Source organism: Loktanella sp. D2R18, assembly GCF_003318235.1.
Classification (GTDB): domain Bacteria; phylum Pseudomonadota; class Alphaproteobacteria; order Rhodobacterales; family Rhodobacteraceae; genus Yoonia.
The window spans coordinates 15,342-37,864 of record NZ_QOCG01000031.1; the positions used below are offsets into that span (position 1 = coordinate 15,342).

The following is a 22,523-nucleotide window of genomic DNA, read 5'->3' on the forward strand; positions in this document are numbered from 1 at the left end:
ATTAGCGGCAAAACTGCCAACCCACCGTCTCGGACGAAACAAAACAGCGCGCGACGAATCGCACGCTGGTTTGCAAGAGTGTTTCTATGGCGAACAATGCCGATTGCCAACCCCAAAATGTACGCCACCCATTCTCACAGAGTTTTGCAAAATATTTCACTAGGGATCGCCCCAAAACACCCTAAGTTGTGGCTACTCACACTCAACACGGAGCCATTCCATGACTTTAATCACACGCCGCACTGCGCTATTCGCTGGCGCCGCTGCCCCATTTGCGATTGCCGCAGCTCCTCAAATGGCTGCAGCCGCGGGTCACAGCGCTGTGCAAAATGCCGTTCAAAACACATTTGATTTTGGAGAGTTTCAAGTATCAACGCTTCTGGCAGGCACACGCGCTGTCGAAGATGTTCAAACAATTTTCGGCATGAACGTATCCGAAGACGAGTTTGCGGCAGTCAGCGCCGAAAACTTTATCCCCGCCGACAAGGCGCAGTTTTTCTTTACGCCAACAGTGGTACGGGCCGCGGGCGAAGTTGTTCTATTCGATACAGGCCTATCTGCCGCAGGCACGACAGCCGCACTTGCCCAAGCAGGAATTGCGCCGGGTGATGTCACGATTGTGGTCATCACGCACATGCACGGCGACCATATCGGTGGCTTGACCGACGATAGTGGTGCTGAGACATTCCCGAACGCCCGCTATGTGACGGGGCAGGTCGAATATGATCATTGGGCCGCCGCCGGAAACGAAGGGTTTGATGCAAAAATGCGTCCGCTCGCGGAAAAGACAAGCTTCATCGGTGACGGCGAATCTGTGGTATCAGGCATCACCAGCGTTGCCGCCTATGGGCACACACCCGGCCACATGGGCTACATGCTTGAAAGCAATGGCGAACAAGTCATGCTGATGGTTGATGCCGCGAACCATTATGTCTGGTCGCTTGCTTACCCTGAGTGGGAAGTACGTTTTGACGCCGACAAAGAAGCCGCTGCCAACACGCGCAAGCAGATTCTCGGCATGGCAGCTGCGGATCGGTTCCCGGTGATTGGATATCACATGCCATTCCCCGGCATGGGCTATGTTGAAGAGGTAGACGCAGCGCGCTTCCGCTATGTCCCAGCGTCCTACCAGCACATCCTTTAGAAGACGCTGCACCTTAAAAGCCAAAGGCGCGCCCAAATGGACGCGCCTTTACTCGTACAAACGTTAGACTTGCGACTAGGCGTTGCCTGTCGCACTTTCTACGCTGATTGATACGCCTGGGCCCATTGTAGAGCTGACAGCGATCTTTTTCATATATGTGCCTTTGGCGCCAGTTGGGCGGGCTTTGCTGACCGCTTCAACGAATGCCAGCATGTTTTCTTCCAACTGCTTGGCAGAGAAAGATGCTTTGCCGATACCGGCGTGAACAACACCGGCTTTTTCAGCTTTGAACTGCACTTCGCCGCCTTTAGCAGCTTCAACAGCGGCTTTGACGTCCATTGTCACAGTACCCACGCGTGGGTTTGGCATCAGATTACGTGGGCCAAGAACTTTACCCAAACGACCGACAACACCCATCATGTCAGGTGTGGCGATACAACGATCAAAGTCGATTGTGCCGCCTTGAACAGTTTCCATCAGGTCTTCTGCCCCGATGATGTCTGCGCCAGCTGCTTTTGCTTCGTCCGCTTTTTCGCCACGTGCAAAGACTGCAACGCGTACAGTTTTACCAGTGCCGTTTGGCAGGTTCACTGTGCCGCGCACCATTTGGTCTGCGTGACGAGGGTCAACACCAAGCTGCATCGCGATTTCGACAGTTTCGTCGAATTTCGCTTTTGCGTTGTCTTTAACCAGTGCAACAGCCTCGGTGACTGATACATTGTGTTTGCCTTCGAATGCTGCGCGTGCGGCAGTTGTGCGCTTACCGAATTTTGCCATTACTTGACCTCCACGCCCATAGAGCGGGCAGAACCCGCGATGATCAGCATTGCGCCTTCGATGGACGTCGCGTTGAGGTCCTTCATTTTGGCTTCTGCAATTTCACGCACCTGTTTACCAGTGATCGAACCAGCAACGGCTTTACCTGGCGTTTGTGAGCCAGACTTCAGCTTTGCGGCTTTCTTGATGTAATAAGACGCAGGTGGCGTCTTGATTTCCATCGAGAATGATTTGTCCGCGTAATACGTGATGACAGTCGGGCACGGGGCACCGTTTTCCATGTCAGCTGTTTTGGCGTTAAACGCTTTACAGAATTCCATGATGTTGATGCCGCGCTGACCCAATGCGGGGCCGACGGGTGGGGATGGGTTTGCTGCGCCTGCAGGAACCTGCAGTTTCAGTTGTCCAACAACTTTTTTGGCCATGGGGCCTCTCCTTTTTCAACTCCCGGTGCGGCGCGCCGCCCGAGACCTACGTTGTGCGGTCAGGCCAGATCACGCGCGCGCGTCTCGCCTCCCACGGGGGATCCTCCCTTGCGGGTGGATTGAGCGTGCTGTTAGTGGAGTAAATCGCACCATGCAAGCTTTTTGCGCGTTTTTTACCTAATCCCGCCGATCCACCTCAGATAACTTCATTTTGATTGCAGGTGGCGTGACAAATACGCGCCGTACGCTAGTGTTAGGTACAAGCAACCGAAGTCACTGCGGCAGCCCCTATGAAGTATACCAAGCCCCAAGTCGTCTATCATTGGCTCACGGTCCTTATGATTCTTGTGATGGTATTGACTGGCCTTGCGTTTCGCTTTGACTGGACGGGAGCTTGGGTCATCCAGGCGCACCAAGTAATCGGGCAAAGCCTTATCTTGGTTTTAGGACTGCGAATCGCATCAAGGGTTGCACTCCGTGCGCTCCACCAAAGCACCCACAAGGTTTGGGAACGGGTTGCCTCCCACGTCACCCATGTGGCCCTTTATATCTGCATGATTGCGTTCGTCGTCACAGGCTATGTCTCCGCATCTGGCTTAAACACCCCCAATTTACTTTGGCCCGTTGACCAAACCTTTGCCCGTTCGGACACGGGCGAGACGCTCCTTGATTGGCACTACTCCCTAAAATGGGTGCTTTTGGGACTTGTCGCACTGCATATCTTGGGCGCGCTCAAACACCTACTCTGGGACAAAGACGATACATTCACACATATGACACTCAGATCCCGAAAGGACTAACTACGATGCATAAAATGACCCGTCGCCAGGTAATCGCCATGATCCCAAGCAGCACGGTTCTTCTTTGCCCGGCTATTTTGAACGCGCAAACGAATATCGCCACTGAATGGGCTGACATCCCGACCACGGCACCTATTGGTGAAAAAAACCTTATCGAAGTGCCTGCTGGCCCAGCAGAAATTGACGTCACGGCGCTTTTGCCCGGTGAAGTCACGGTGGTCGCGCGGCCCACCGATGATGAGTCGTATGCATCAACTGGAATGATCCAATATATTGCGGTCCATCACCGTACTGCCGATCAGATCACCTTTGGTGAAACGAATGACCGTGACGGCGCCATACAGAACCCTGCCTATTTCGTGGCAAACCTCGTATGTACACACCGCGGTAAAGCCATCGGCATCACCGGCAATCCAGAAGCGCCCTTTGCCTGTACGGATCGCGGCGATCGTCATAGCACTGTTTTTGATGCAACTGGGTTAGCCATCTCTGGCGCCTCCGAGGGTGACTACCTATCGATCCCTGAGTATGAGATTTCGGTCACAGATGGCGCCGTCGTGATCCAACTGGCCTGAACGAAAAAAGGGGGCGCATCAGCACCCCCCTTTTAAAATCTTATTTGCAGCGCAGTTACTGCTTAGTAACCTGCGTGAATTCCAGTTCGACTGGGGTTGCCCGACCAAAAATAGATACAGTCACTTTCAAGCGGCTGTTTTCTTCGTCAACTTCTTCAACCATACCGTCGAAGTCTTCGAACGGACCTTCGTTGACTTTGACTTTCTCGCCGATATCGAAGTGGATCAATGTGCGTGGGGCGTCTTCGCCCTCTTGAACGCGGCCCAAGATCGCTTGTACTTCGGCATCACGCATTGGCATTGGGCGGCCTTGCGGGCCCAAGAAGCCAGTGACGCGGTTGATAGAGTTAATAAGGTGGTACCCTTCATCCGACATTTCCATGTGGACAAGCACGTAACCGGGCATAAAGCGACGCTCGGTCGTGACTTTCTTGTTGCGACGAATTTCAATGACTTCTTCGGTTGGCACCAGCACTTCGCCGATTTGCTCGGCAAGGCCTTGCTCTTCCGCTTTCGTCATAATCGCCTCAGCGATTTTCTTTTCAAAATTTGAGAGAACGCTTACGGAGTACCAACGTTTCGCCATGTGTCAAAGCACCTTGTCGTCGCAGGCCCAGATGGGCCGCATGTTCCAATTAATCCCGGCAGGTCATCCGCCAGTCCCGAAAATAAAAGCGGCGTGAAGCTCGATTCGCCGCACGCCAATTTCAGGGTTTTGTGGCTCTTACCGCTGACACCCGCTATTTTCAAGAGGTGACGGGTAAATTCCACAGCAGATTAGTTCCCAAAGTAGTCCAGCACGCCCGTCAATCCGGCACGGATCGCCATATCAACAAGCGAGAAAAAGATCGCAGCAAGCGCTGCGAGGATAAATACCATAATCGTGGTCAATACGACCTCTCGGCGCGTAGGCCATACGACCTTTGAGATCTCAGAGCGGACCTCTTGGAAAAACTTGACGGGGTTGGCGATGGCCATGACATATCGTCCTTTGTGGAAACACCCTGCGACATACGGCGTTCGAGGTCTGAATTCAAGCCCGCAGCCGGATCAATCCACCGCTTGCGACAAGAGGGTCACACCGGGCATTTCACGGATTGCATCAACCTGCGCGCGGTAGGCCATATCGGCAAAATCGTGTTCGCGATCCGAAAACCCATCAAAGCGGGCGAACCCGTTTTCAACAGGAAATGCATTGGCGGCGTCTTTGGCCAGTTCACCCTGCATTCCAGCGTCATTCTGGGCAAGAATTTGTGCGACCGCCTGCGCTGACAGACGTGGGTTCACATGATGGGCGACCGGGGTGATCTGGGTGCCCAACATCGCAAGGCAGATATCATCGAACAGCGCTGTGTAGTCTTCATAGGTCCAAACGACCAAACGCCCCACACCGGGCGTTTCGCGCAAACGTGTCACCAGATCGGCCCAATCGCCACGCGTCATTGGGACCATTGCTTTGAAGTCCTCAAAATCCAAGATTTTGTTGCCCCGCAAAAGCTGCGAATAGATCGAATTGATCATCGCTGTCGGGTTGCGGACACTGAGAAACAAGTCAATCGGCTTGCCCAGCGCCCGCGACAGCTGCGCGATTTTGATATTTGCATTCGGGTAGCCGAATTCGATGTCCCGGCTGATCGTATGGGCAAGCGTGCCGATAAAATTCTCTTCGCTAAACACAATCCGATCCGCGCCTTTACGCATCAGCGCGAGCTGATCTTGAGGCGGGCGCTTGGCACGGCGCTCTCGCAGCCCAAACAATGCCGAAATCGTGCGCCCAGGCAGGCGAAAATGATCGGGCCCGTAGTAGCGCACGCCTTGCTCTACCAATTCATCCGACGCCCGCAACAGTGACCGCTGCAAATGCGAGGTCGCGGTCTTGTGCGCCCCAATATGGAACGCGATGCGAAAATCATCTGATGACATGGTGTTTTTGATCCTCCGGCACGGCGGCGCTGATCTGGTCTGGCAGGGGCATGGAGACTCGAACTCCAGACCTACGGTTTTGGAGACCGTCGCTCTACCAACTGAGCTATACCCCTAGGACCGGGTGTCGGACTAGTCCGAAATTCACCCCGGATCAAGAGGCAACCCGCACCAGACTTGTCTTCACGTGCAGAAATGTGGAAACAACACAAAGTATTCAGCGAAAAAGGCCGCACACCCGGTGTCACTACGTCGAAAGATCGAAAAGTCAGATTGGCTTGCTGCGCGGATCGCGACCTTGGCGGGGTGGTATCTGGGGCGCTGTAACAGGCGGATTTCTTGGAAAACCGAAGGTCTGTCAGAATTACAGGCCGCATTGGCCGATGGCCCCGTTCTTTTGGTGATGTGGCACAGTCGGTCCGTAATGGGGGCGCTGCATTGGCCCGTTGCAGACGGCCCGCTCTCAAGTTTGCACGACAGCTCGCCCGTTGGGCGGGTTTCAGGCGCGCTCCAACGCCAGGTCGGGCTACAACCGATCCGCATGTCGCGCAAAAAAGCGAATCGCGCTGCATCGCGAATGGTGCTCAAGCGGGTTAAAGAAGGGGTAAGCATTGGAATGACCGGAGACGGTCCACTTGGCCCCGCGCTTAAAGTCAAAGATGCGCCCTTAGATTGGGCGCGCGCGACGGGCCTGCCCGTGTTTTGCTATGCGTTTTCTGTCACAAAAGGACGGCGCCTGAAATCATGGGATCAAATGCTTGTCCCTCATCCCCATGGCAAAGGTGCCTATGTCTTTGCGCAGTTTGACGGGAAAGCTTCGCGCAAAATGACGCCCGAAGAAATTGAAGTGTTGCGCGCCCAGATGCACCAGTTGATGGTCGACACAACCGCGCGTGCGGATAGGTTAGCCGGACTGGACCCTGGGCCCTAGACACCCCAACTCATTCGCCATATCGCGGGCGATGTCCTGCGCCTGATCCGGCGCGCGGGCTGCAAGTACACGCAGCCCCAAAAGGTCAGACTGATAGCGTCGTGCCAATGTTTCGGGATCATACCGCGCGGCGACGTCACCGTTCACCTGCGCGGACCGGAACAAATCCGCGAATTTTTTTTCGATCATCACCAGAAGATCATTCGCGACTTCAGCCAAAACGTGATCTTGGCCTTTCAGCTCTAGAAAAGTTTTGGCCAACATACAGGCATGACCGCCCATTGTGGGATCTGCGACCAAAATCCGTGGATAGGCCTGTAACGCGCCCAACGGCCCGCATTCAGTGCAAAGCGCGTCGATCTTTTCAGCCCCTTCTTGCGCGTATTGGTTCAAAGTCAGCTTGTAGAGCGCCTCTTTCGATCCAAATGCCGCATAAAAACTGCCGGGGCGAGTGTCCAACGCCGCTTCCAGATCCTTGAGCGACGTTCCCGCCCAGCCGCGCTTCCAAAACACTGTTTTCGCGCGTTTGATCAGATCTTCACGGTCGTAGCTTGCAGTGCGGGCCATAGCGAATCTCATTTTTGAGCGATCATTCATTTCTATACTTGAATGATCACTCAAAAAAGATCAAGTATCAAGAATCATCAACAGAAAGCGAAAATAATGACTGATTTCCCATCTCACGACCTCGACAGCGCACCTGCAGAATCAAAGCCGTTGCTTGAAAAATCACAAAAAGCATTCGGTCGGCTGCCCGGCCTGCACAAAGTGATGGCTGAAAGCCCACAGATGCTTGAGGGCTACCAAGTCCTACACCACCTGTTCACGCAAACCGCATTTGACGCGGACGAAATGACTGTGGTTTGGCAAACAATTAACGTCGAAAACGAATGTCATTACTGCGTTCCTGCGCACACAGGCATCGCAAAAATGATGAAAATCGACGATGCTCTTTCCTCAGCATTGCGCGACGAAACACCATTGGCGTCAGAAAAGCTTGAAGCACTGCGCACATTCACCCTGCGTATGTTGCGTGGACGTGGCAACGTATCTGAAGCTGAAATGCAAGAATTCTTCGCTGCAGGTTACGGCCATCGCGCTGTGCTGGACGTGATTGTTGGTCTGGCACAAAAAACCATGTCAAACTACGTCAACCACGTTGCAAAAACACCGGTAGACGAGCAAATGCAGCAGTTCGGCTGGGAGCGCAAAGGCGCACCATTGGCTGTTTAACTGACACGATACATTTCTAAAGGGCAGCATTACCATGCTGCCCTAATTTTGTTTGCGACGACCCAGCGCGCATGAGCCGTCCAATTTGACGTGCAAAATTATGCTCTTTCCGGCTCAGCAAATATTTCCTGATATTAAATAATTTTTCTTTTTGGGTATATTGCCTTCCTGTGCAAAACTCTTTCATGTGGGGAAAGCAGGCGCGGATTCGTCGCCGGTTTTTACATTGATCTCGGATGGGTTTTAAATGCGGTACTCTGGATTACGGGTCATCAAAGAAGCGCTCAGCGGCCACAAAGGCTGGACACCAGCGTGGCGCGAACCCGATCCCGCGGCGCATTATGATATTGTCATCATCGGTGGTGGCGGGCACGGGTTGGCGACGGCCCATTATCTCGCCAAAGAGTTTGGACAAGCGCGGGTCGCGGTGATCGAAAAAGGGTGGATCGGCGGCGGCAACGTCGGGCGCAATACCACCATCATCCGCTCTAACTATCTGCTCGACGGGAATGAACCATTCTACGAGATGTCCCTCAAGCTTTGGGAAGGTCTGGAACAGGACCTCAATTACAATGCGATGGTTAGCCAACGCGGTATTCTGAATTTGATCCATTCCGACGGTCAGCGTGATGCATTCATTCGACGCGGAAACGCGATGATACTGAATGGGGCGGATGCTGATCTGCTTAGTACCGCGGACATCAAAAAACGCTATCCGTTCCTCAAAACCCATGATGCGCGTTTTCCGATCAAAGGGGGGCTAGCCCAGCATCGCGGCGGGACTGTGCGGCATGATGCCGTTGCTTGGGGTTATGCGCGCAGTGCGGACCAGCGCGGTGTGGAGATCATCCAAAACTGCGAGGTCACAGGGTTCCGCATCGAAGGTGGCGTTTGCAAAGGCGTTGAAACATCGCGTGGATTTATCGGCGCAGGTAAGGTCGGCTGTGCGGTGGCGGGCAATTCGTCACGGTTAATGAGCTTGGCCAATATGCGCCTGCCAATCGAAAGCCATGTTTTGCAGGCCTTTGTATCTGAGGGGTTAAAACCTGTCCTACCAGGCGTAATTACCTTTGGTGCGGGGCATTTTTATTGCAGCCAATCCGACAAGGGTGGGTTGGTGTTTGGTGGCGATATTGACGGCTATAATTCTTATGCCCAGCGCGGCAACCTACCCACTGTCGAAGACGTCTGCGAAGGTGCGATGGCAATTTTCCCGATGCTGGGTCGGGCACGTCTTTTGCGGATGTGGGGCGGGATCATGGACATGTCGATGGACGGCTCTCCGATCATCGATAAAACCCATATCGATGGTCTCTATTTCAATGGCGGCTGGTGCTATGGCGGGTTCAAGGCCACCCCCGCAAGCGGCTTTGCCTTTGCCCATCTGCTCGCCAAAGATACGCCACACCCCACCGCTGCGGCCTACCGATTTGATCGGTTCGAAAAAGGCCTGATGATCGATGAAAAAGGGATGGGCAATCAGCCCAATTTGCACTGATGATTATTGACCACCCCCTGCTTGGTCCGCGTGACAGCGCCGAATTCACCTATATGGGTGACGCGCGCCTGATTGAACGCCCATCCCCGGATAGCCCAGATGCGGCAGCGGCATTTTACGACTATGCCTACCTGCGCGATAACCCAGCCGGCTGGCACCGTGAACTGTGGTTCCATGAAGCGGGCGACCGGTCGTGGCTTGTGGTGACGCGCAACACCGTCACCCACGAGATTTCTAAGGTTGAATTCGCCAGCGATGTGGCCCGCGCAAAAGGGCGTTCTAAATGACCCAGAAGAACCGGATCGCAGGCGGTCAGATCGACCGCAACACGACATGTAAATTTACCTTTGATGGTCGCACTTATGCGGGTCATGCGGGCGATACGCTGGCGTCCGCCCTGCTTGCCAATGGCGTGCGGCTCATGGGGCGCAGCTTTAAATATCACCGCCCCCGTGGTCCGATGACTGCAAGTTCGGATGAACCGAACGCACTGGTGCATTTGCGCAGCGGCGCGCGCACAGAACCCAACACCCGCGCCACAACCACTGAATTGTTTGACGGGCTGACCGCGACAAGCCAAAACCGCCTTGGATCGCTTTCATTTGATCTTCTGGCGGTAAACGATCGCCTGTCGACCTTCCTGACGGCGGGTTTCTATTACAAGACATTCATGTGGCCTGCGGCGTTCTGGGAAAAGGTCTATGAACCAATCATCCGCCGTGCCGCCGGTCTTGGCACGCTTTCATTTGAGGATGATCCAGATGTTTACGACAAGGGTTTTTTGCATTGTGATCTGCTGATCATCGGCGCAGGCCCGGCGGGCCTCATGGCCGCATTAACCGCCGCACGCAGCGGCGCAGAGGTGATCTTAGCCGACGAAGATTTCCGCATGGGCGGGCGCTTGAACAGTGAAACCTACACAATTGACGATGCGGCGGGCGCAGATTGGGCCGCAGCGACGGTCTCCGAACTGGCCAACATGCCGAACGTGCGCTTGCTGTCGCGCACGACTGTCATCGGCGCGTTTGATCACGGAATTTACGGTGCCGTCGAAAGGGTCAGCGACCACATCGCAACGCCAGACGCAGGCAAACCACGCCAGATTCTATGGCGGATCTATACGCAAAAAACCATTCTGGCGGCGGGCGCAATCGAACGCCCGATTGCTTTTAACAACAACGACCGGCCCGGCATTATGACGGCAAGCGCCTTGCGGTCTTATGCCAATCGGTTCGGCGTTGCTGTGAACAAACGCACGGCGATATTCACGAACGATGACGACGGGCACCGCACCGCCACTGATCTGCACGCGAAGGGCGTCAAAGTCATCGTGATCGACCCCCGCGCAGACGCCCCGCGTGCGCGCGATTACGAGGTTCTTGCTGGTGCCCAAGTGGTCGACACGATGGGTCGGCTGGGGCTGACCTTTGCAAAGGTATGTCTTGCAGACGGAACTGAACGCATCATTGAATGTGGGGCCTTGGGCACGTCCGGCGGCTGGAACCCGAATGTGCATTTGACCTGCCATCAGCGCGGCCGCCCAGTGTGGAATGACGCGCTCGCCGCGTTTGTTCCTGACGATTTGCCAGCAGGGATGACTGTCGCAGGCGCGGCCAAGGGCGACATGTCGACAGCGGGTGCATTAGCAGGCGGCGCGCAGGCCGCGCACAGCGCACTGGAGCTAAAGGGACGATTGCCCGCGATACCACAGGCCGAAGATGCGCCCGTAAACATCACCCCGTTTTGGTATGTTGAAGGCGCAAGCCGCGCATGGGTTGATCAGCAAAATGACGTGACCGTTAAAGACGTCAAGCTAAGCCACCAAGAAGGGTTTCGTTCGGTAGAACACCTGAAACGATATACGACCCTTGGCATGGGGACTGATCAAGGGAAAACCGCCAATATGGGCGGGCTTGCGATCATGGCTGAATTGGCGGGGAAAACCATTCCCGAAGTTGGCACAACCATGTTCCGCCCGCCCTATACCCCTGTTGCGATCGGCGCCTTTGGCGGGCGGCACCGCGGGCAAGACTTCCACCCCAAACGGCTCACCCCCTCGCACAAATGGGCCGAAGAACAGGGCGCGGTCTTTGTTGAGGTTGGCAATTGGATGCGGGCGCAATGGTTTCCACGCAAAGACGAAACCACATGGCGCGAAAGCGTAGACCGCGAAGTTCTGGCAACGCGCAAATCGGTTGGTGTTTGCGATGTTACAACGCTTGGCAAGGTTGATGTGCAGGGGGCGGATGCGGCGGATTTTCTTAATCTAATCTATTGCAATGGATTTGCGAAACTGCCCGTGGGCAAAGCCCGTTATGGGCTAATGCTGCGCGAAGACGGGATCGCCATGGATGACGGTACAGCCGCGCGCATGGCCGAAGATCATTTCGTTGTCACCACCACCACCGCCAATGCCCTCTCCGTATACCGTCACATGGAATTCGTGCGGCAATGTCTGGTGCCTGATTTAGACGTGCAGTTGATATCGACCACCGAAAGCTGGGCGCAATATGCTGTAGCCGGACCAAACGCGCGGCGCGTATTGGAAAAAATCGTTGACCAAGATATTTCGAACGCGGCTTTCTCGTTTATGGCCTGCGCCAATATCACGGTTTGCGGTGGCTTACGGGCGCGTCTGTTCCGGATTTCGTTCAGTGGTGAACTTGCTTTTGAAATTGCGGTTCCTACCGCCTATGGCGACGCGTTGATCCGCCGGATCATGACGGCAGGGGCGGAATTTGACATTACCCCATATGGCACCGAAGCTTTGGGTGTGATGCGCATCGAAAAAGGCCACGCAACCGGCAATGAATTAAACGGCACAACCACTGCGGCAAACCTTGGTATGGGACGGATGGTAAGCGATAAGAAAGACAGTATCGGTTCCGTGCTATCGCGCCGTGAAGGGTTGAACCGCGCCGATGATCTGCGGGCCGTGGGGATAAAACCCATTGACCCGACGCAGCCCGTGCCAGCTGGGGCGCATCTGATGATATCTGACGGTCCCGTAGATGCCGCCCATGATCAGGGATATGTGACCTCGGCCTGCTATTCGCCCAATCTGGGGCATCACATTGCCCTGGCGTTTTTGAAAAATGGCGAAGGCCGGATCGGCGAAACCATGCGCCTTGTCAGCCCGCTGACTGACATCGACGTGCAGGTCGAAATTTGCAGCGCCCATTTCATTGACCCCAAGGGGGAACGGCTTCGTGCATGATTTAATACCAATACCAGCGCTGGGTGTCGCGACCCAAACCATCGGTACAATCACCATCGCAGAAAACGCTGGTGTCGCACTTGCCTCTGTCGCTGCGCGCAGAGGGCGGGCAGACATCTGCGCAGATGTCCTGACGTCGATCCTTGGGGCTGTGCCGGACGTCGGCAAAGCAGTGCTCCACGATCCAGAGGCCGGATTTTGGATGGCCGCAGGTCAATGGATGATCGGCGCACCAATGGACACGCACGAAGACCTTGCCGATCAGCTAAAAGCAAAGCTAGGCGATGCAGCATCCGTGACTGAACAATCAGGCGGCTGGGTTGTGTTCGATATCACCGGGGCTGCGATGCCTGATATGTGTGAAATCCTATGCAATGCCCCAATCCGCAGAATGGCGGCTGGCGACGTGCAGCGCACGATGATTCACCAATTAGGTTGCTTTGTTATCCGCCGCGCTGCTGATGATCACATCCGCATCCTTGGCCCGCGCGCCTCGGCCGGATCACTGCACCATGCATTGATCACGGCGGCCACCGCTGTGGCGTAACGCCTGCCAAGGACCCAAATCGGCACGCGCCGCTTGACCAACCCTTTGAAAGATTTAGAACGGATAGGACATGTAACAAAGTGAACATCAAAACCATGGCCGCAACACCATTATCCCAAGATCCCCACGGCGCCAGCGAGGTGCGTGAAAAAGTTCTTGAGGTGGCCATTGGTCGCGAAGTCCGCGCGCACAGGCGCAAACAGAATATCACCGTCGCGGACCTGTCCGAGAGCACAGGACTATCCATCGGTATGTTGTCTAAAATCGAAAACGGCAACACGTCACCATCGCTGACCACGTTGCAAACTTTGGCCAATGCCCTGTCGGTGCCAATCACATCATTCTTTCGTGGCTTTGAAGAAGGCCGGTCAGCGGTGCACACCAAAGCCGGCGAAGGCGTTGAGCTTGAACGCGCAGGCACCCGTGCGAACCACCAATACAACCTTTTGGGTCACATTGGGTCAAACACCAGCGGCGTGATCGTCGAGCCCTATATGATTACGCTGAACGAAAAATCTGACGTTTTTCCCACGTTTCAACACGGCGGAATTGAGACTATCTACATGCTTGAAGGCGAAGTTGATTATCGCCACGGCGACCAGATCTACCCGTTAAAACCGGGTGATACCCTGTTTTTTGACGCGGATGCCCCCCACGGACCAGAGATTCTGGTGAAGCTCCCGTCGCGTTACCTTTCAATCATCAGCTATCCGCAAAAAGCCTGACCTGATCAGGTCTTTAGCGGCGGTTCGGTTTCCGGCTCTGGGAAGATGCCAGGGCTAGTGGGCAAACCATCATCAAATTTCGACAGATAGTCGATCATCATCGGGCGGTTGTCGATAAACCCCTTATAGGTCGCCAATTCTTCTGGAAGATCGCGCACAACTCGGTGCAGCCGCCGCCCCCATTTTGGCATGGTCATGAGGTCCTGAAAGCTGCACAGATAGCACCGGATCGGAAATGCGAGCGCGTTGGAGCGCGGCAAGCGATAGAATGTTTGCAGTTCAACCCGCAAATGCTGTTTCGCGCCAATGTTATCGGGCGTCAAAGTCGTCTTTTGAATACCCCATTTATGATAGTTTTCCGGTGACGTATCGAGCAATGGATTCACAGTCATCGTCCAATTTAGACGCCGTCCCGGTGACCCTTGCGGAATATTCAGCAGAAACTTCAGCGCGCGCTTAAAAATCCCCATTTCATTGGCCATGGGGACAGGTGCGTGCCATTCGAAGAAATTCATCCCAATGTCAAAATCAAGCGACCAATCTGCTTGGGTCGTGATCATACCTGCATCCATCCACAGGTTGTTTTCGCGCTGATCCAACAAGGCAAAATCGCCTTGAGACTGGCGGGTAATATATTCCATCGGTCCGTAGGGCAGCGTGCTTTCATCTAGAAAGGTAAACGTATCATCAATGCCCAGCGGCTTATTCACCCAGCGCCATTGGTCGCCGTCGCGGTGCAATTCAAACAGGTCAGGGTAATCTTCGGATTTGCTGACCATGATCAATTCCAGCAAATCCCAGCCTGCCAATGTCATATGCGGCAACGACTGACAGCGCAGCGGATCGTCGGCCAAAACCTTGGCACGATCTTGCATTTCTGAGACGTAATGTTCGTCTACATCAAAACGGTTTTCGTAGACCGATCCTTCTGGCCCGCCGCGATGTTGTTCAGCATTCATCGCATACATGTAGCTGTCTTCGTGGAACGGAAATGGAAACCGTTTTATTGCCCACTCGGAATTATGGAAAGAATAATCATCGCGGAAGGTTTCGTCATTGAACTGAATGGTCATCGGTCAAGCTCCAAAGTTGTGCCGATAAAACGGCTGACACAGGGCATAATTTTTTTACCACTGGCGCGATCGTCATCGTCCAGCCAGTGATCGCGGTGAATAAAGTCGCCATCGGCGCTGACGACATTGGTTTCGCATTGTCCGCACGACCCGCCCCGACACAAAAACGGTGCGTCTACGCCTTCGCGCTCCATTGCTTCCAACAGGCTTTCATGTTCGCCCACTGTGACCGACTTGTCTGACTTGCACAGGCGGACCTCAAACGGTGCCCCGGGTGCAGGCGCTAGGAATTCTTCGGAGTGCACATTGCTGTCAGGCCAGCCAAGACCCTTTGCGGTATCACGCAACAGCTCGATCAGCCCCGCAGGCCCGCAAACATAGGCGTGGGTGCCAAGCGGTTGACCGGTCAACAAGGACTCTAGCGGAATACGAACGCCCTGGCCGCTATAGTAGACATGCACTTTGGTCGGAAATTTTTCCAAAAGCATATCAGCATAGGCGGCATTTTCTGCGGTGCGGGCCGCGTAATGCAACTCCCAGTTCCCGTTTGTCTGTTCTAATTGCCCAATCATCGCTAAAAATGGGGTTATCCCGATGCCGCCAGCAAAAAAGATGTGTTTCTTGGCGCGCCAATCCAGACCGAACAGGTTCACCGGGCAGGTGATCGTCATCGCATCACCCGGCGCGACTTGGCTGTGCATAAATGCCGAACCACCGCGCCCATTGTCTTCGCGGCGCACGGAAATGGCATAGTGCGAAAGATCGGTTGGGTCTGACATCAATGAATAGGGGTTCAACCGGGTCCGATCGCCGTCTTCCATAGACACGACCGTATGTGCGCCCCCAGAAAAGGGCGGGAAATCCGCGCCGTCTGTGCGGGTGAATTCGAAACGGGTGACATATTCAGTGACCGGAACAACTGCGCTTACGGTCACGGCAATTTTTTCTGCCCCAGCTTTCGCTTTTTGTGGCGCGCTCATTCGTATATCCCCTTTTGTGCGGGAACATTTCCGGGATCTTCTGCGTCCACGCAGACACCTTGATAGGCAGCGAGCCTGCGCGAATAGTGGTCGCGAACAAATAGGTTCAGCCCGCAGTGGCTGCACACGAAGGGGTCTGTTTCGACGTCCTCGGTAAACCCTTTGCAATGCACGCATTGCATCCGGCGCGCAGTTGACCCGCGATGTTCGGTTTGAATTGATTCAAAAGGCACCCCTGCTTGGGTGGCCTCGTTCGTCATTTGCCCCATCAGGCTTTCGGTTCCCGAAATATATACCTGAAGCCCCATCTTCGCGTCGCTTAACGCCCGTTTGATCCGTGACAACGCCGCGCCATAGCTTGGCCCTTCGTAAAATTGCGATGGGTTCAAAGCGCGTAATTTATCTGCGTAATCAGTACCACGGGTGATATAGATGATATGCGCCCCAGCCATCAATTCAGGCGTCGCAACATCAAGGATTGCTTCGGCCCCTTGTGCATCCGCGACAAACAAATGTGCCTGCCCGACGCGCGGTTCTAAAGTGCCCCAAACTGGGCGACTTCCAATGCTAAGCGGGAATTCAAACTTTGACATGGGACCCCTATCTAACCTTTTGCCGTGCGAATAGTTTTGTCCTTGTCATAGAAGGGCATTTCTTCAGCGGTCGCTGCCAGTTCGGTTCCGTCGGGTTGTTTCACCACCAAAGCAGTTCCCGGAACGGCAGCATCTGGCGCAATCCGCGCAATAGCGACCGAATACCCGTTCAGCTCGGAAGACAGACCATAGGTAATGACACCAATGTCGACACCGTCACGCAGCACGCGCGCATGCATCTCCATCTGCGCCATGCTGTCGGTCAGTTGGACGCCGTAAATCTTGAACCGCTCTTTGCCTTTCGCGGCATAGTGGTTTTCTGATCCGATGAACCCTTCTTTGCCCGGTGACACCGTGAAGTCGAGCCCAAGCTCCCACAATGTGTCGCCGCACGGCTCATCCGCAAACGGGAAGGTCTCGGAATTGTCACCGGGGTAGAACAACAGGTAGCTTTCGATGCGTAACATATCGAGTGTCGAAAACTGCACGGGGCGCACGCCCATGTCTTTTCCGGCCTCTAGAATACTATCCCAAAGATGTACGGCGTCCTTGGAGCGGCAGAAAATCTCGTATCCGCGTTCACCCGTGTAGCCTGTCCGCGAAATCATGACATCGCGGCCGTAAAGACGTGTTTGCATAAGACCAAAATAGGCCAAATCGCGAATGCTTGGAATTTCCTGTGCGAGCAGATCAACAGCGACTGGCCCTTGCAGCGACATATCGTGCAGATCGTCGTCAAACAAGATTTCGCAATTTTTACCCGCCGCCACCGAGGCTAGCTGTTCCATACCCGTTCCAGTGCCATGCACGACAAGCCAAGAATTCACAGCGACGTGGTAGATGATACAATCATCAATGAACTTACCGTCACTGTTAAGAATTGACGCATAGGTCGACCGACCCGGCGCAATTTTTTCGACATTGCGCGTGGTAACCCGGTCGATGACATAGGCGGCATCTGCCCCGACGACATGAACTTTCTTTAGCCCAGAGACATCCATAAGCCCCGCCTTGGTCCGGATTGCTTCGTAATCTGCTTTGGCGCGTTCGGGGGTGTCATCGTAGAACCATGCGGTTCCCATGCCGTTCCAATCTTCCAATTCGCCACCAATTTCAGCGTGGCGATGCGCAAGCGCGGATGCTCTCCAAAGAATAGCCATTTTGTCCCCTGTCGGTATTTGTTTGATCAGATTGAGACTCAGCCCAATTCAAAAATCAAGACTGATATTAAAATAAGTTTCCTATCAGGCAAAAAGGGCCCGCGTAACGGGCCCCTTGCATCTTTATTCAGCGACTTACTTATACTTCGCGTATTTCGCAGCTTCGGCTTTTTGGCCAATCACCAAAGCAGCGATGCACAAAATGATCGAGATGACAGTGAAAATGCCTGGCATGGCGCTCCCGTATCCCATGAAGATTGGACCGGAAACACCGTCCCATGTCGCGTTTTCAAATGGAAATCCCATAGATTTTCTCCTTTGTTAGATTTCAAGTTTAGCTTGCAGCAGGGGCAGATACTGGAATGCCCTCTGGGTAAGCTTGAGCAGGTACTTTGACCGTATCCAAACCAGCGATTTCAGCGGCTTCTGGAACGCGCAACATGCCGAACATCTTCAGAATGAAGGATGTGACATAGCCCGTACCAAGGCCGAGTGCGATAAAGACAACGGAGCCGACAAATTGACCAATAAGGTTAATAGTCGGGGCGTCTGGACCGCCCAATGCAGGGTAACCAGCGGCTGTAACGCCAAGGATCAACATGCCGTAGATGCCAACTGTGCCATGCACAGTAACCGCGCCCACTGCGTCATCGATGCCAAATTTCTCAAGAACGCCAGCGGCCGGTTTCAGCAATGCGCCTGCGCCAACAGCAATGATGAACGCAAGACCGGGCCAGTAAAGGTCCAAGCCAGACGCCGTCGAAATGATCCCGGCCAAAGCGCCAGACATCATCCAGAATGGATCCTTCGTAAATACCCAAGCGCCAATGATACCGCCACCGATGGCCATTAAGACGTTGAACGCCAAAGCGCCAAGGTTTGTTGGCGTGCCATAGATCGTTGAGTAGTTTCCACCCCACGACCAAGCTTCGCCACCAACAACGACGCAGCCCATCAAGAAGCCCCAGAAACCGACAATGATGATCATCAGACCAGTTGCGGTTAGTGGCATGTTGTGCCCCGGAAGATCGTTCGCGGTGCCGTCTTCGTTAAATTTCCCGATCCGTGGCCCAAGGTTGATAAGAACACCCAACGCAAAGAAAGCAGCAACCGCGTGTACGAGACCGGCCGCGCCAAAGTCATGCACACCCCATTGCTGAACCAACCAGCCATCGGCATGCCAAGCCCAAGCGGCAGCAATCGTCCAACTGAAGCCACCCAACACGATTGCGCAGATCACAAAGCCAACAGTCTGGATGCGTTCAATCACCGCACCTGACATGATTGACGCAGTTGTCGCGGCGAACAGTGCAAACGCGCCCCAGAAAACACCGTCAATCTGGTCTTCGGTGTTTGGCCCCATGTAGGCAGCACTTTCACCCCAGCCCCATGCGATGGCATTGGCATATGCCGCACCGGAAATCCCGTTCGGTCCTTCGGATAAAGTCAGACCTGTTGGGAAACCCCAATAGACCCACCAACCAAAGAAGTAGAATGCCGGAATAACAAACGCAAAAGCGAGAATGTTTTTGACACCCGACGACAGCGCGTTCTTGGCACGTGATGCGCCCATCTCGTAGGCTAAAAAGCCTGCGTGAATGATGATCATGAGCGGGATGGTTAAGTAATAGTAAAGCTCTGCGAACATCGTGTTCGTCAGATTGCCTTTCGTTTCTATAGCAGCGACCTGCGCTGCAAGTTCGGCGAGTTGTTCTTCCACGGTTTCGTTCCCTTGTCGGTTCATGTTGCATTTTATCGGCCTCTTACAGGCGGGCCGCTTTCCAAAATGAACCACGCCATTCTTAATCTGACCAGAATTTTTTTACCTGTAGTGAAAATTAGTTTCCCAACAGTTGATCCCTCCGTGACGTGATGTTAGCGTCGGATTCGATCAACCTGCGCTGTGCAGGACATTAAGCAAGGATGGCAATATGTGTGGAATTGTCGGGTTATTCCTGAAAGACAAAGCGCTTGAACCGCAACTCGGTTCTTTGCTGACGAAAATGCTCATCACGATGACAGATCGTGGACCAGATAGCGCGGGAATCGCAATTTATTCTGATAATTCAATAGGTAATGCAAAGCTCGTCGTGCAATCAGACACGCCAGAATTGGATTTTGAAGGGCTGACTGACGCCCTAAGTGAGGCCATCGGCGCGCCTGTGACGATGAAAATCGCGAGCACCCATGCGGTTTTAGACGTCCCGCAAAGCGCGCTTGATGCAGCCCGCACTGCACTCAAAACGATTAAGCCCGCGCTTCGGGTTATGAGTCGCGGCGGTTCACTTGAGATTTATAAGGAGGTTGGCCTGCCTAAAGATGTGGCAGCTCGCTTTGAGATTGGGCAGATGTCAGGCAGTCACGGTATCGGTCACACGCGTATGGCCACAGAATCAGCTGTCACAACAATGGGCGCGCACCCCTTTAATACCGGTGACGACCAATGCCTTGTTCACAACGGGTCTTTATCAAACCACGCCAGCCTACGTCGCAAATTGCGTCGTGAAGGCATCCACATCGAAACAGAAAACGACACCGAAGTTGGTGCCGCCTATTTGACCTGGCAAATGCAAAACGGCGCGACCTTAGGGGAAGCCTTGGAAAGCAGTCTCGACGATCTTGACGGTTTTTTCACCTTCGTCGTTGGCACCAAAGACGGCTTTGGCGTCGTGCGCGATCCAATCGCCTGCAAGCCCGCTGTCATGGCGGAAACAGATCAATACGTGGCTTTCGGGTCTGAATACCGCGCATTGGTTGACCTGCCCGGCATCGAAGACGCGCGGGTTTGGGAACCAGAACCAGCAACAGTCTATTTCTGGAGCCACACCGACCAGCCAACACAAGAGAAAGCAGCGTAGATGCAAACACTAGATATGGCGGACATCGCGCTACGCGAGATGAACGCAACCCTGCACGCACAGGCGGAAACCACCAATCAGACCGCTTGGGAAATCGTAAATCCGAAAGGCGCACATGCGATCGCATGTGGTTTAGACGCCCCGATCGAGGTCACCGTAAAAGGGTCAACCGGGTACTATTGCGCTGGGATGAACAAGCAAGCGACGATCAATATCAAAGGCTCTGCGGGACCCGGCGTCGCTGAAAACATGATGAGCGGCACCGTCGTCATTGACGGGGACGCAAGCCAATATGCTGGGGCGACAGGCCACGGTGGATTGCTGGTGATCAAAGGTAATGCATCATCGCGCTGCGGGATTTCCATGAAAGGCATCAATATTGTCGTGCATGGTAACATTGGGCACATGTCCGCCTTTATGGCGCAATCTGGCAACCTTGTGGTTTGCGGTGACGCAGGCGACGCGCTGGGCGACAGCCTTTATGAGGCGCGACTATTTGTACGCGGGTCGGTCAAATCTCTCGGCGCAGATTGCATCGAAAAAGAGATGCGCCCCGAACACCTCGCGATCCTTGCCGATTTGTTGGAACAGGCAGGCGCGGACGCCAAACCCGAAGATTTCAAACGCTACGGATCGGCCCGCGAGCTTTACAACTTCAAGATCGACAATGCGTACTAAGGAACAGCCATGACTGACACATCAAACGGCGCCCCTTTGACAGCGCCCATTCAATCCGCCACTTTTTCAAACCCCATCAACGCGGAAATTCGCCGCGCGGCGGCGACCGGCATCTATGACATTCGCGGCGGCGGCGCAAAACGCAAAGTGCCACATTTCGATGATCTTCTATTTTTAGGGGCGTCGATCTCACGCTATCCTCTCGAAGGGTACCGCGAAAAATGCGAAACATCCGTAAGCCTTGGCACGCGTTTTGCCAAGAACCCCATTGAACTCGATATTCCGATCACAATCGCGGGCATGTCCTTTGGGGCTTTGTCAGGACCCGCAAAAGAGGCGTTGGGACGCGGCGCCACGCTTGCAGGCACATCAACCACCACGGGTGACGGCGGCATGACAAGCGAAGAACGCGGCCATTCCAATAAATTGGTCTATCAATATCTTCCGTCGCGTTACGGCATGAACCCCGACGACCTACGCCGCGCCGATGCGATTGAAATCGTTGTTGGCCAAGGCGCGAAACCCGGTGGCGGGGGTATGTTGCTTGGTCAAAAGATCAGCGACCGGGTTGCTGAAATGCGCAACCTCCCGAAAGGCATCGACCAACGTTCTGCCTGCCGCCACCCGGATTGGACCGGCCCTGATGATCTTGAAATCAAGATCCTTGAATTGCGCGAAATTACCAGCTGGAAGGTCCCGATCTATATCAAAATTGGCGGCGCACGCCCTTATTTTGACACGACGTTGGCCGTGAAAGCGGGGGCAGATGTTGTTGTGCTTGATGGGATGCAAGGCGGGACTGCCGCAACCCAAGATGTGTTCATCGAAAACGTCGGCCAACCGATTTTGGCCTGCATCCGCGAATCTGTTCGCGCGCTACAAGATCTCGGCTTGCACCGCGAAGTGCAGCTTGTCGTGTCAGGCGGCATCCGTACCGGCGCGGATGTGGCCAAGGCGATGGCAATGGGCGCTGACGCCGTCGCCATCGGCACCGCGGCCCTGATTGCCTTGGGCGATAACGACCCCAAATGGGAAGCAGAGTACAATGCATTAGGCACCACCGCTGGCGCCTATGACGATTGGCACGAAGGGCGCGATCCAGCAGGCATCACCACCCAAGACCCCGAACTGATGAAACGGTTCGATCCGATCGAAGGTGGTCGGCGTTTGAGCAACTACCTTAAGGTGATGACGCTTGAAGCCCAGACAATCGCACGCGCCTGCGGCAAAAGCCACTTGCACAACCTAGAACCCGAAGACCTTTGCGCGCTGACCATGGAAGCTGCCGCAATGGCAAAAATCCCACTTGCTGGCACCGACTGGTATCCGGGCAAACCGGGTGCTGGCTATTAATTGCGAATAGGGCGCGGCCAATCATGGCACGCG

The 22,523-nt window shown here is 54.4% G+C and carries 25 protein-coding genes and 1 tRNA gene; 13 read left to right on the top strand and 13 right to left on the bottom strand.

Annotation, left to right across the window (positions count from 1 at the left end; genetic code table 11):
- Positions 1-220: 220 nt before the first annotated feature.
- Positions 221-1,144: an MBL fold metallo-hydrolase gene (locus tag DS901_RS16825; RefSeq protein WP_113778102.1), complete on the top strand. Its 924-nt coding sequence runs from the start codon at positions 221-223 to the stop codon at positions 1,142-1,144.
- Positions 1,145-1,219: 75 nt separating this feature from the next.
- On the opposite strand, the gene rplA is transcribed toward DS901_RS16825, so the two are convergent.
- The gene (gene rplA, locus DS901_RS16830; protein WP_113778103.1) at positions 1,220-1,921 is read right to left on the bottom strand and encodes a 50S ribosomal protein L1; all 702 of its coding nucleotides are present in this window, start codon (positions 1,919-1,921) and stop codon (positions 1,220-1,222) included.
- Positions 1,921-2,346: a 50S ribosomal protein L11 gene (gene rplK / locus DS901_RS16835; RefSeq protein ID WP_113778104.1), complete on the bottom strand. Its 426-nt coding sequence runs from the start codon at positions 2,344-2,346 to the stop codon at positions 1,921-1,923. Before rplK ends, rplA begins: the two co-directional genes overlap by 1 nt.
- 290 nt (positions 2,347-2,636) lie before the next feature.
- Here rplK and DS901_RS16840 point away from each other — a divergent pair, with 290 nt between their 5' ends.
- Together DS901_RS16840 and DS901_RS16845 are read left to right on the top strand one after the other, a co-directional pair.
- Complete coding sequence (locus DS901_RS16840; protein WP_113778105.1) at positions 2,637-3,146, top strand: cytochrome b; 510 nt, start codon at positions 2,637-2,639, stop codon at positions 3,144-3,146.
- Positions 3,147-3,160: 14 nt separating this feature from the next.
- Positions 3,161-3,721: a hypothetical protein gene (locus DS901_RS16845; RefSeq protein WP_181820917.1), complete on the top strand. Its 561-nt coding sequence runs from the start codon at positions 3,161-3,163 to the stop codon at positions 3,719-3,721.
- Between the two features lie 55 nt (positions 3,722-3,776).
- Here DS901_RS16845 and nusG read toward each other — a convergent pair whose 3' ends face one another.
- The 4 genes from nusG to DS901_RS16865 form a co-directional block, all read right to left on the bottom strand.
- Positions 3,777-4,307, bottom strand: a complete 531-nt coding sequence (gene nusG, locus DS901_RS16850) for a transcription termination/antitermination protein NusG (RefSeq protein ID WP_113778107.1) — start codon at positions 4,305-4,307, stop codon at positions 3,777-3,779.
- Positions 4,308-4,498: 191 nt separating this feature from the next.
- Entirely contained in the window at positions 4,499-4,699 is a 201-nt protein-coding gene (gene secE / locus DS901_RS16855) for a preprotein translocase subunit SecE (protein ID WP_113778108.1), read from the bottom strand.
- A 72-nt stretch (positions 4,700-4,771) separates the two neighbouring features.
- Entirely contained in the window at positions 4,772-5,644 is an 873-nt protein-coding gene (locus DS901_RS16860; RefSeq protein ID WP_113778109.1) for a hypothetical protein, read from the bottom strand.
- Between the two features lie 40 nt (positions 5,645-5,684).
- Positions 5,685-5,760, bottom strand: a tRNA-Trp gene (locus DS901_RS16865).
- Between the two features lie 125 nt (positions 5,761-5,885).
- Here DS901_RS16865 and DS901_RS16870 point away from each other — a divergent pair.
- Positions 5,886-6,575 (top strand): lysophospholipid acyltransferase family protein, encoded by a 690-nt coding sequence (locus tag DS901_RS16870; protein ID WP_258546776.1) that lies wholly within the window; start codon positions 5,886-5,888, stop codon positions 6,573-6,575.
- Here the strand turns inward: DS901_RS16870 and DS901_RS16875 are convergent.
- Entirely contained in the window at positions 6,549-7,142 is a 594-nt protein-coding gene (locus DS901_RS16875; RefSeq protein ID WP_113778110.1) for a TetR/AcrR family transcriptional regulator, read from the bottom strand. The genes DS901_RS16870 and DS901_RS16875 overlap by 27 nt on opposite strands.
- Positions 7,143-7,238: 96 nt before the next feature.
- Here DS901_RS16875 and DS901_RS16880 point away from each other — a divergent pair, with 96 nt between their 5' ends.
- The 6 genes from DS901_RS16880 (at position 7,239) to DS901_RS16905 (ending at position 13,795) form a co-directional block, all read left to right on the top strand.
- Positions 7,239-7,808 (top strand): carboxymuconolactone decarboxylase family protein, encoded by a 570-nt coding sequence (locus tag DS901_RS16880; protein WP_113778193.1) that lies wholly within the window; start codon positions 7,239-7,241, stop codon positions 7,806-7,808.
- A gap of 247 nt (positions 7,809-8,055) precedes the next feature.
- Positions 8,056-9,306, top strand: a complete 1,251-nt coding sequence (locus DS901_RS16885) for a sarcosine oxidase subunit beta family protein (RefSeq protein WP_113778111.1) — start codon at positions 8,056-8,058, stop codon at positions 9,304-9,306.
- Positions 9,306-9,593, top strand: coding sequence for a sarcosine oxidase subunit delta (locus DS901_RS16890; RefSeq protein WP_113778112.1), 288 nt, complete (start codon positions 9,306-9,308; stop codon positions 9,591-9,593). Before DS901_RS16885 ends, DS901_RS16890 begins: the two co-directional genes overlap by 1 nt.
- On the top strand, positions 9,590-12,523 hold the full coding sequence (locus DS901_RS16895; RefSeq protein ID WP_113778113.1) for a sarcosine oxidase subunit alpha family protein: 2,934 nt from the start codon (positions 9,590-9,592) through the stop codon (positions 12,521-12,523). The genes DS901_RS16890 and DS901_RS16895 overlap by 4 nt, the downstream gene beginning before the upstream one ends.
- Entirely contained in the window at positions 12,516-13,070 is a 555-nt protein-coding gene (locus DS901_RS16900) for a sarcosine oxidase subunit gamma (RefSeq protein WP_113778114.1), read from the top strand. Before DS901_RS16895 ends, DS901_RS16900 begins: the two co-directional genes overlap by 8 nt.
- 95 nt (positions 13,071-13,165) lie before the next feature.
- Positions 13,166-13,795 carry a helix-turn-helix domain-containing protein gene (locus DS901_RS16905; RefSeq protein ID WP_113778194.1) on the top strand — a complete coding sequence of 210 codons (630 nt, stop codon included), beginning with the start codon at positions 13,166-13,168 and terminating at the stop codon, positions 13,793-13,795.
- A gap of 5 nt (positions 13,796-13,800) precedes the next feature.
- Here the strand turns inward: DS901_RS16905 and DS901_RS16910 are convergent, their stop codons facing one another.
- The 6 genes from DS901_RS16910 to DS901_RS16930 form a co-directional block, all read right to left on the bottom strand.
- On the bottom strand, positions 13,801-14,868 hold the full coding sequence (locus tag DS901_RS16910) for a heme-dependent oxidative N-demethylase family protein (RefSeq protein WP_113778115.1): 1,068 nt from the start codon (positions 14,866-14,868) through the stop codon (positions 13,801-13,803).
- Complete coding sequence (locus tag DS901_RS16915; protein ID WP_113778116.1) at positions 14,865-15,848, bottom strand: PDR/VanB family oxidoreductase; 984 nt, start codon at positions 15,846-15,848, stop codon at positions 14,865-14,867. Before DS901_RS16915 ends, DS901_RS16910 begins: the two co-directional genes overlap by 4 nt.
- Positions 15,845-16,441, bottom strand: coding sequence for a dimethylamine monooxygenase subunit DmmA family protein (locus tag DS901_RS16920; RefSeq protein WP_113778117.1), 597 nt, complete (start codon positions 16,439-16,441; stop codon positions 15,845-15,847). The genes DS901_RS16915 and DS901_RS16920 overlap by 4 nt, the downstream gene beginning before the upstream one ends.
- An 11-nt stretch (positions 16,442-16,452) precedes the next feature.
- Positions 16,453-17,601: an aminomethyltransferase family protein gene (locus DS901_RS16925; RefSeq protein ID WP_113778118.1), complete on the bottom strand. Its 1,149-nt coding sequence runs from the start codon at positions 17,599-17,601 to the stop codon at positions 16,453-16,455.
- 135 nt (positions 17,602-17,736) lie between these two features.
- Positions 17,737-17,907 (bottom strand): hypothetical protein, encoded by a 171-nt coding sequence (locus DS901_RS18855; protein WP_181820918.1) that lies wholly within the window; start codon positions 17,905-17,907, stop codon positions 17,737-17,739.
- A gap of 28 nt (positions 17,908-17,935) precedes the next feature.
- The gene (locus DS901_RS16930) at positions 17,936-19,321 is read right to left on the bottom strand and encodes an ammonium transporter (RefSeq protein ID WP_113778195.1); all 1,386 of its coding nucleotides are present in this window, start codon (positions 19,319-19,321) and stop codon (positions 17,936-17,938) included.
- 211 nt (positions 19,322-19,532) lie between these two features.
- Between DS901_RS16930 and DS901_RS16935 the strand changes: the two genes are divergently transcribed.
- The 3 genes from DS901_RS16935 to DS901_RS16945 are packed head-to-tail and all read left to right on the top strand — an operon-like array spanning position 19,533 to position 22,490.
- Complete coding sequence (locus tag DS901_RS16935; protein WP_113778119.1) at positions 19,533-20,459, top strand: class II glutamine amidotransferase; 927 nt, start codon at positions 19,533-19,535, stop codon at positions 20,457-20,459.
- The gene (locus DS901_RS16940; RefSeq protein ID WP_113778120.1) at positions 20,460-21,137 is read left to right on the top strand and encodes a GXGXG domain-containing protein; all 678 of its coding nucleotides are present in this window, start codon (positions 20,460-20,462) and stop codon (positions 21,135-21,137) included.
- A 9-nt stretch (positions 21,138-21,146) separates the two neighbouring features.
- Entirely contained in the window at positions 21,147-22,490 is a 1,344-nt protein-coding gene (locus DS901_RS16945; RefSeq protein ID WP_113778121.1) for an FMN-binding glutamate synthase family protein, read from the top strand.
- Positions 22,491-22,523: the final 33 nt, after the last annotated feature.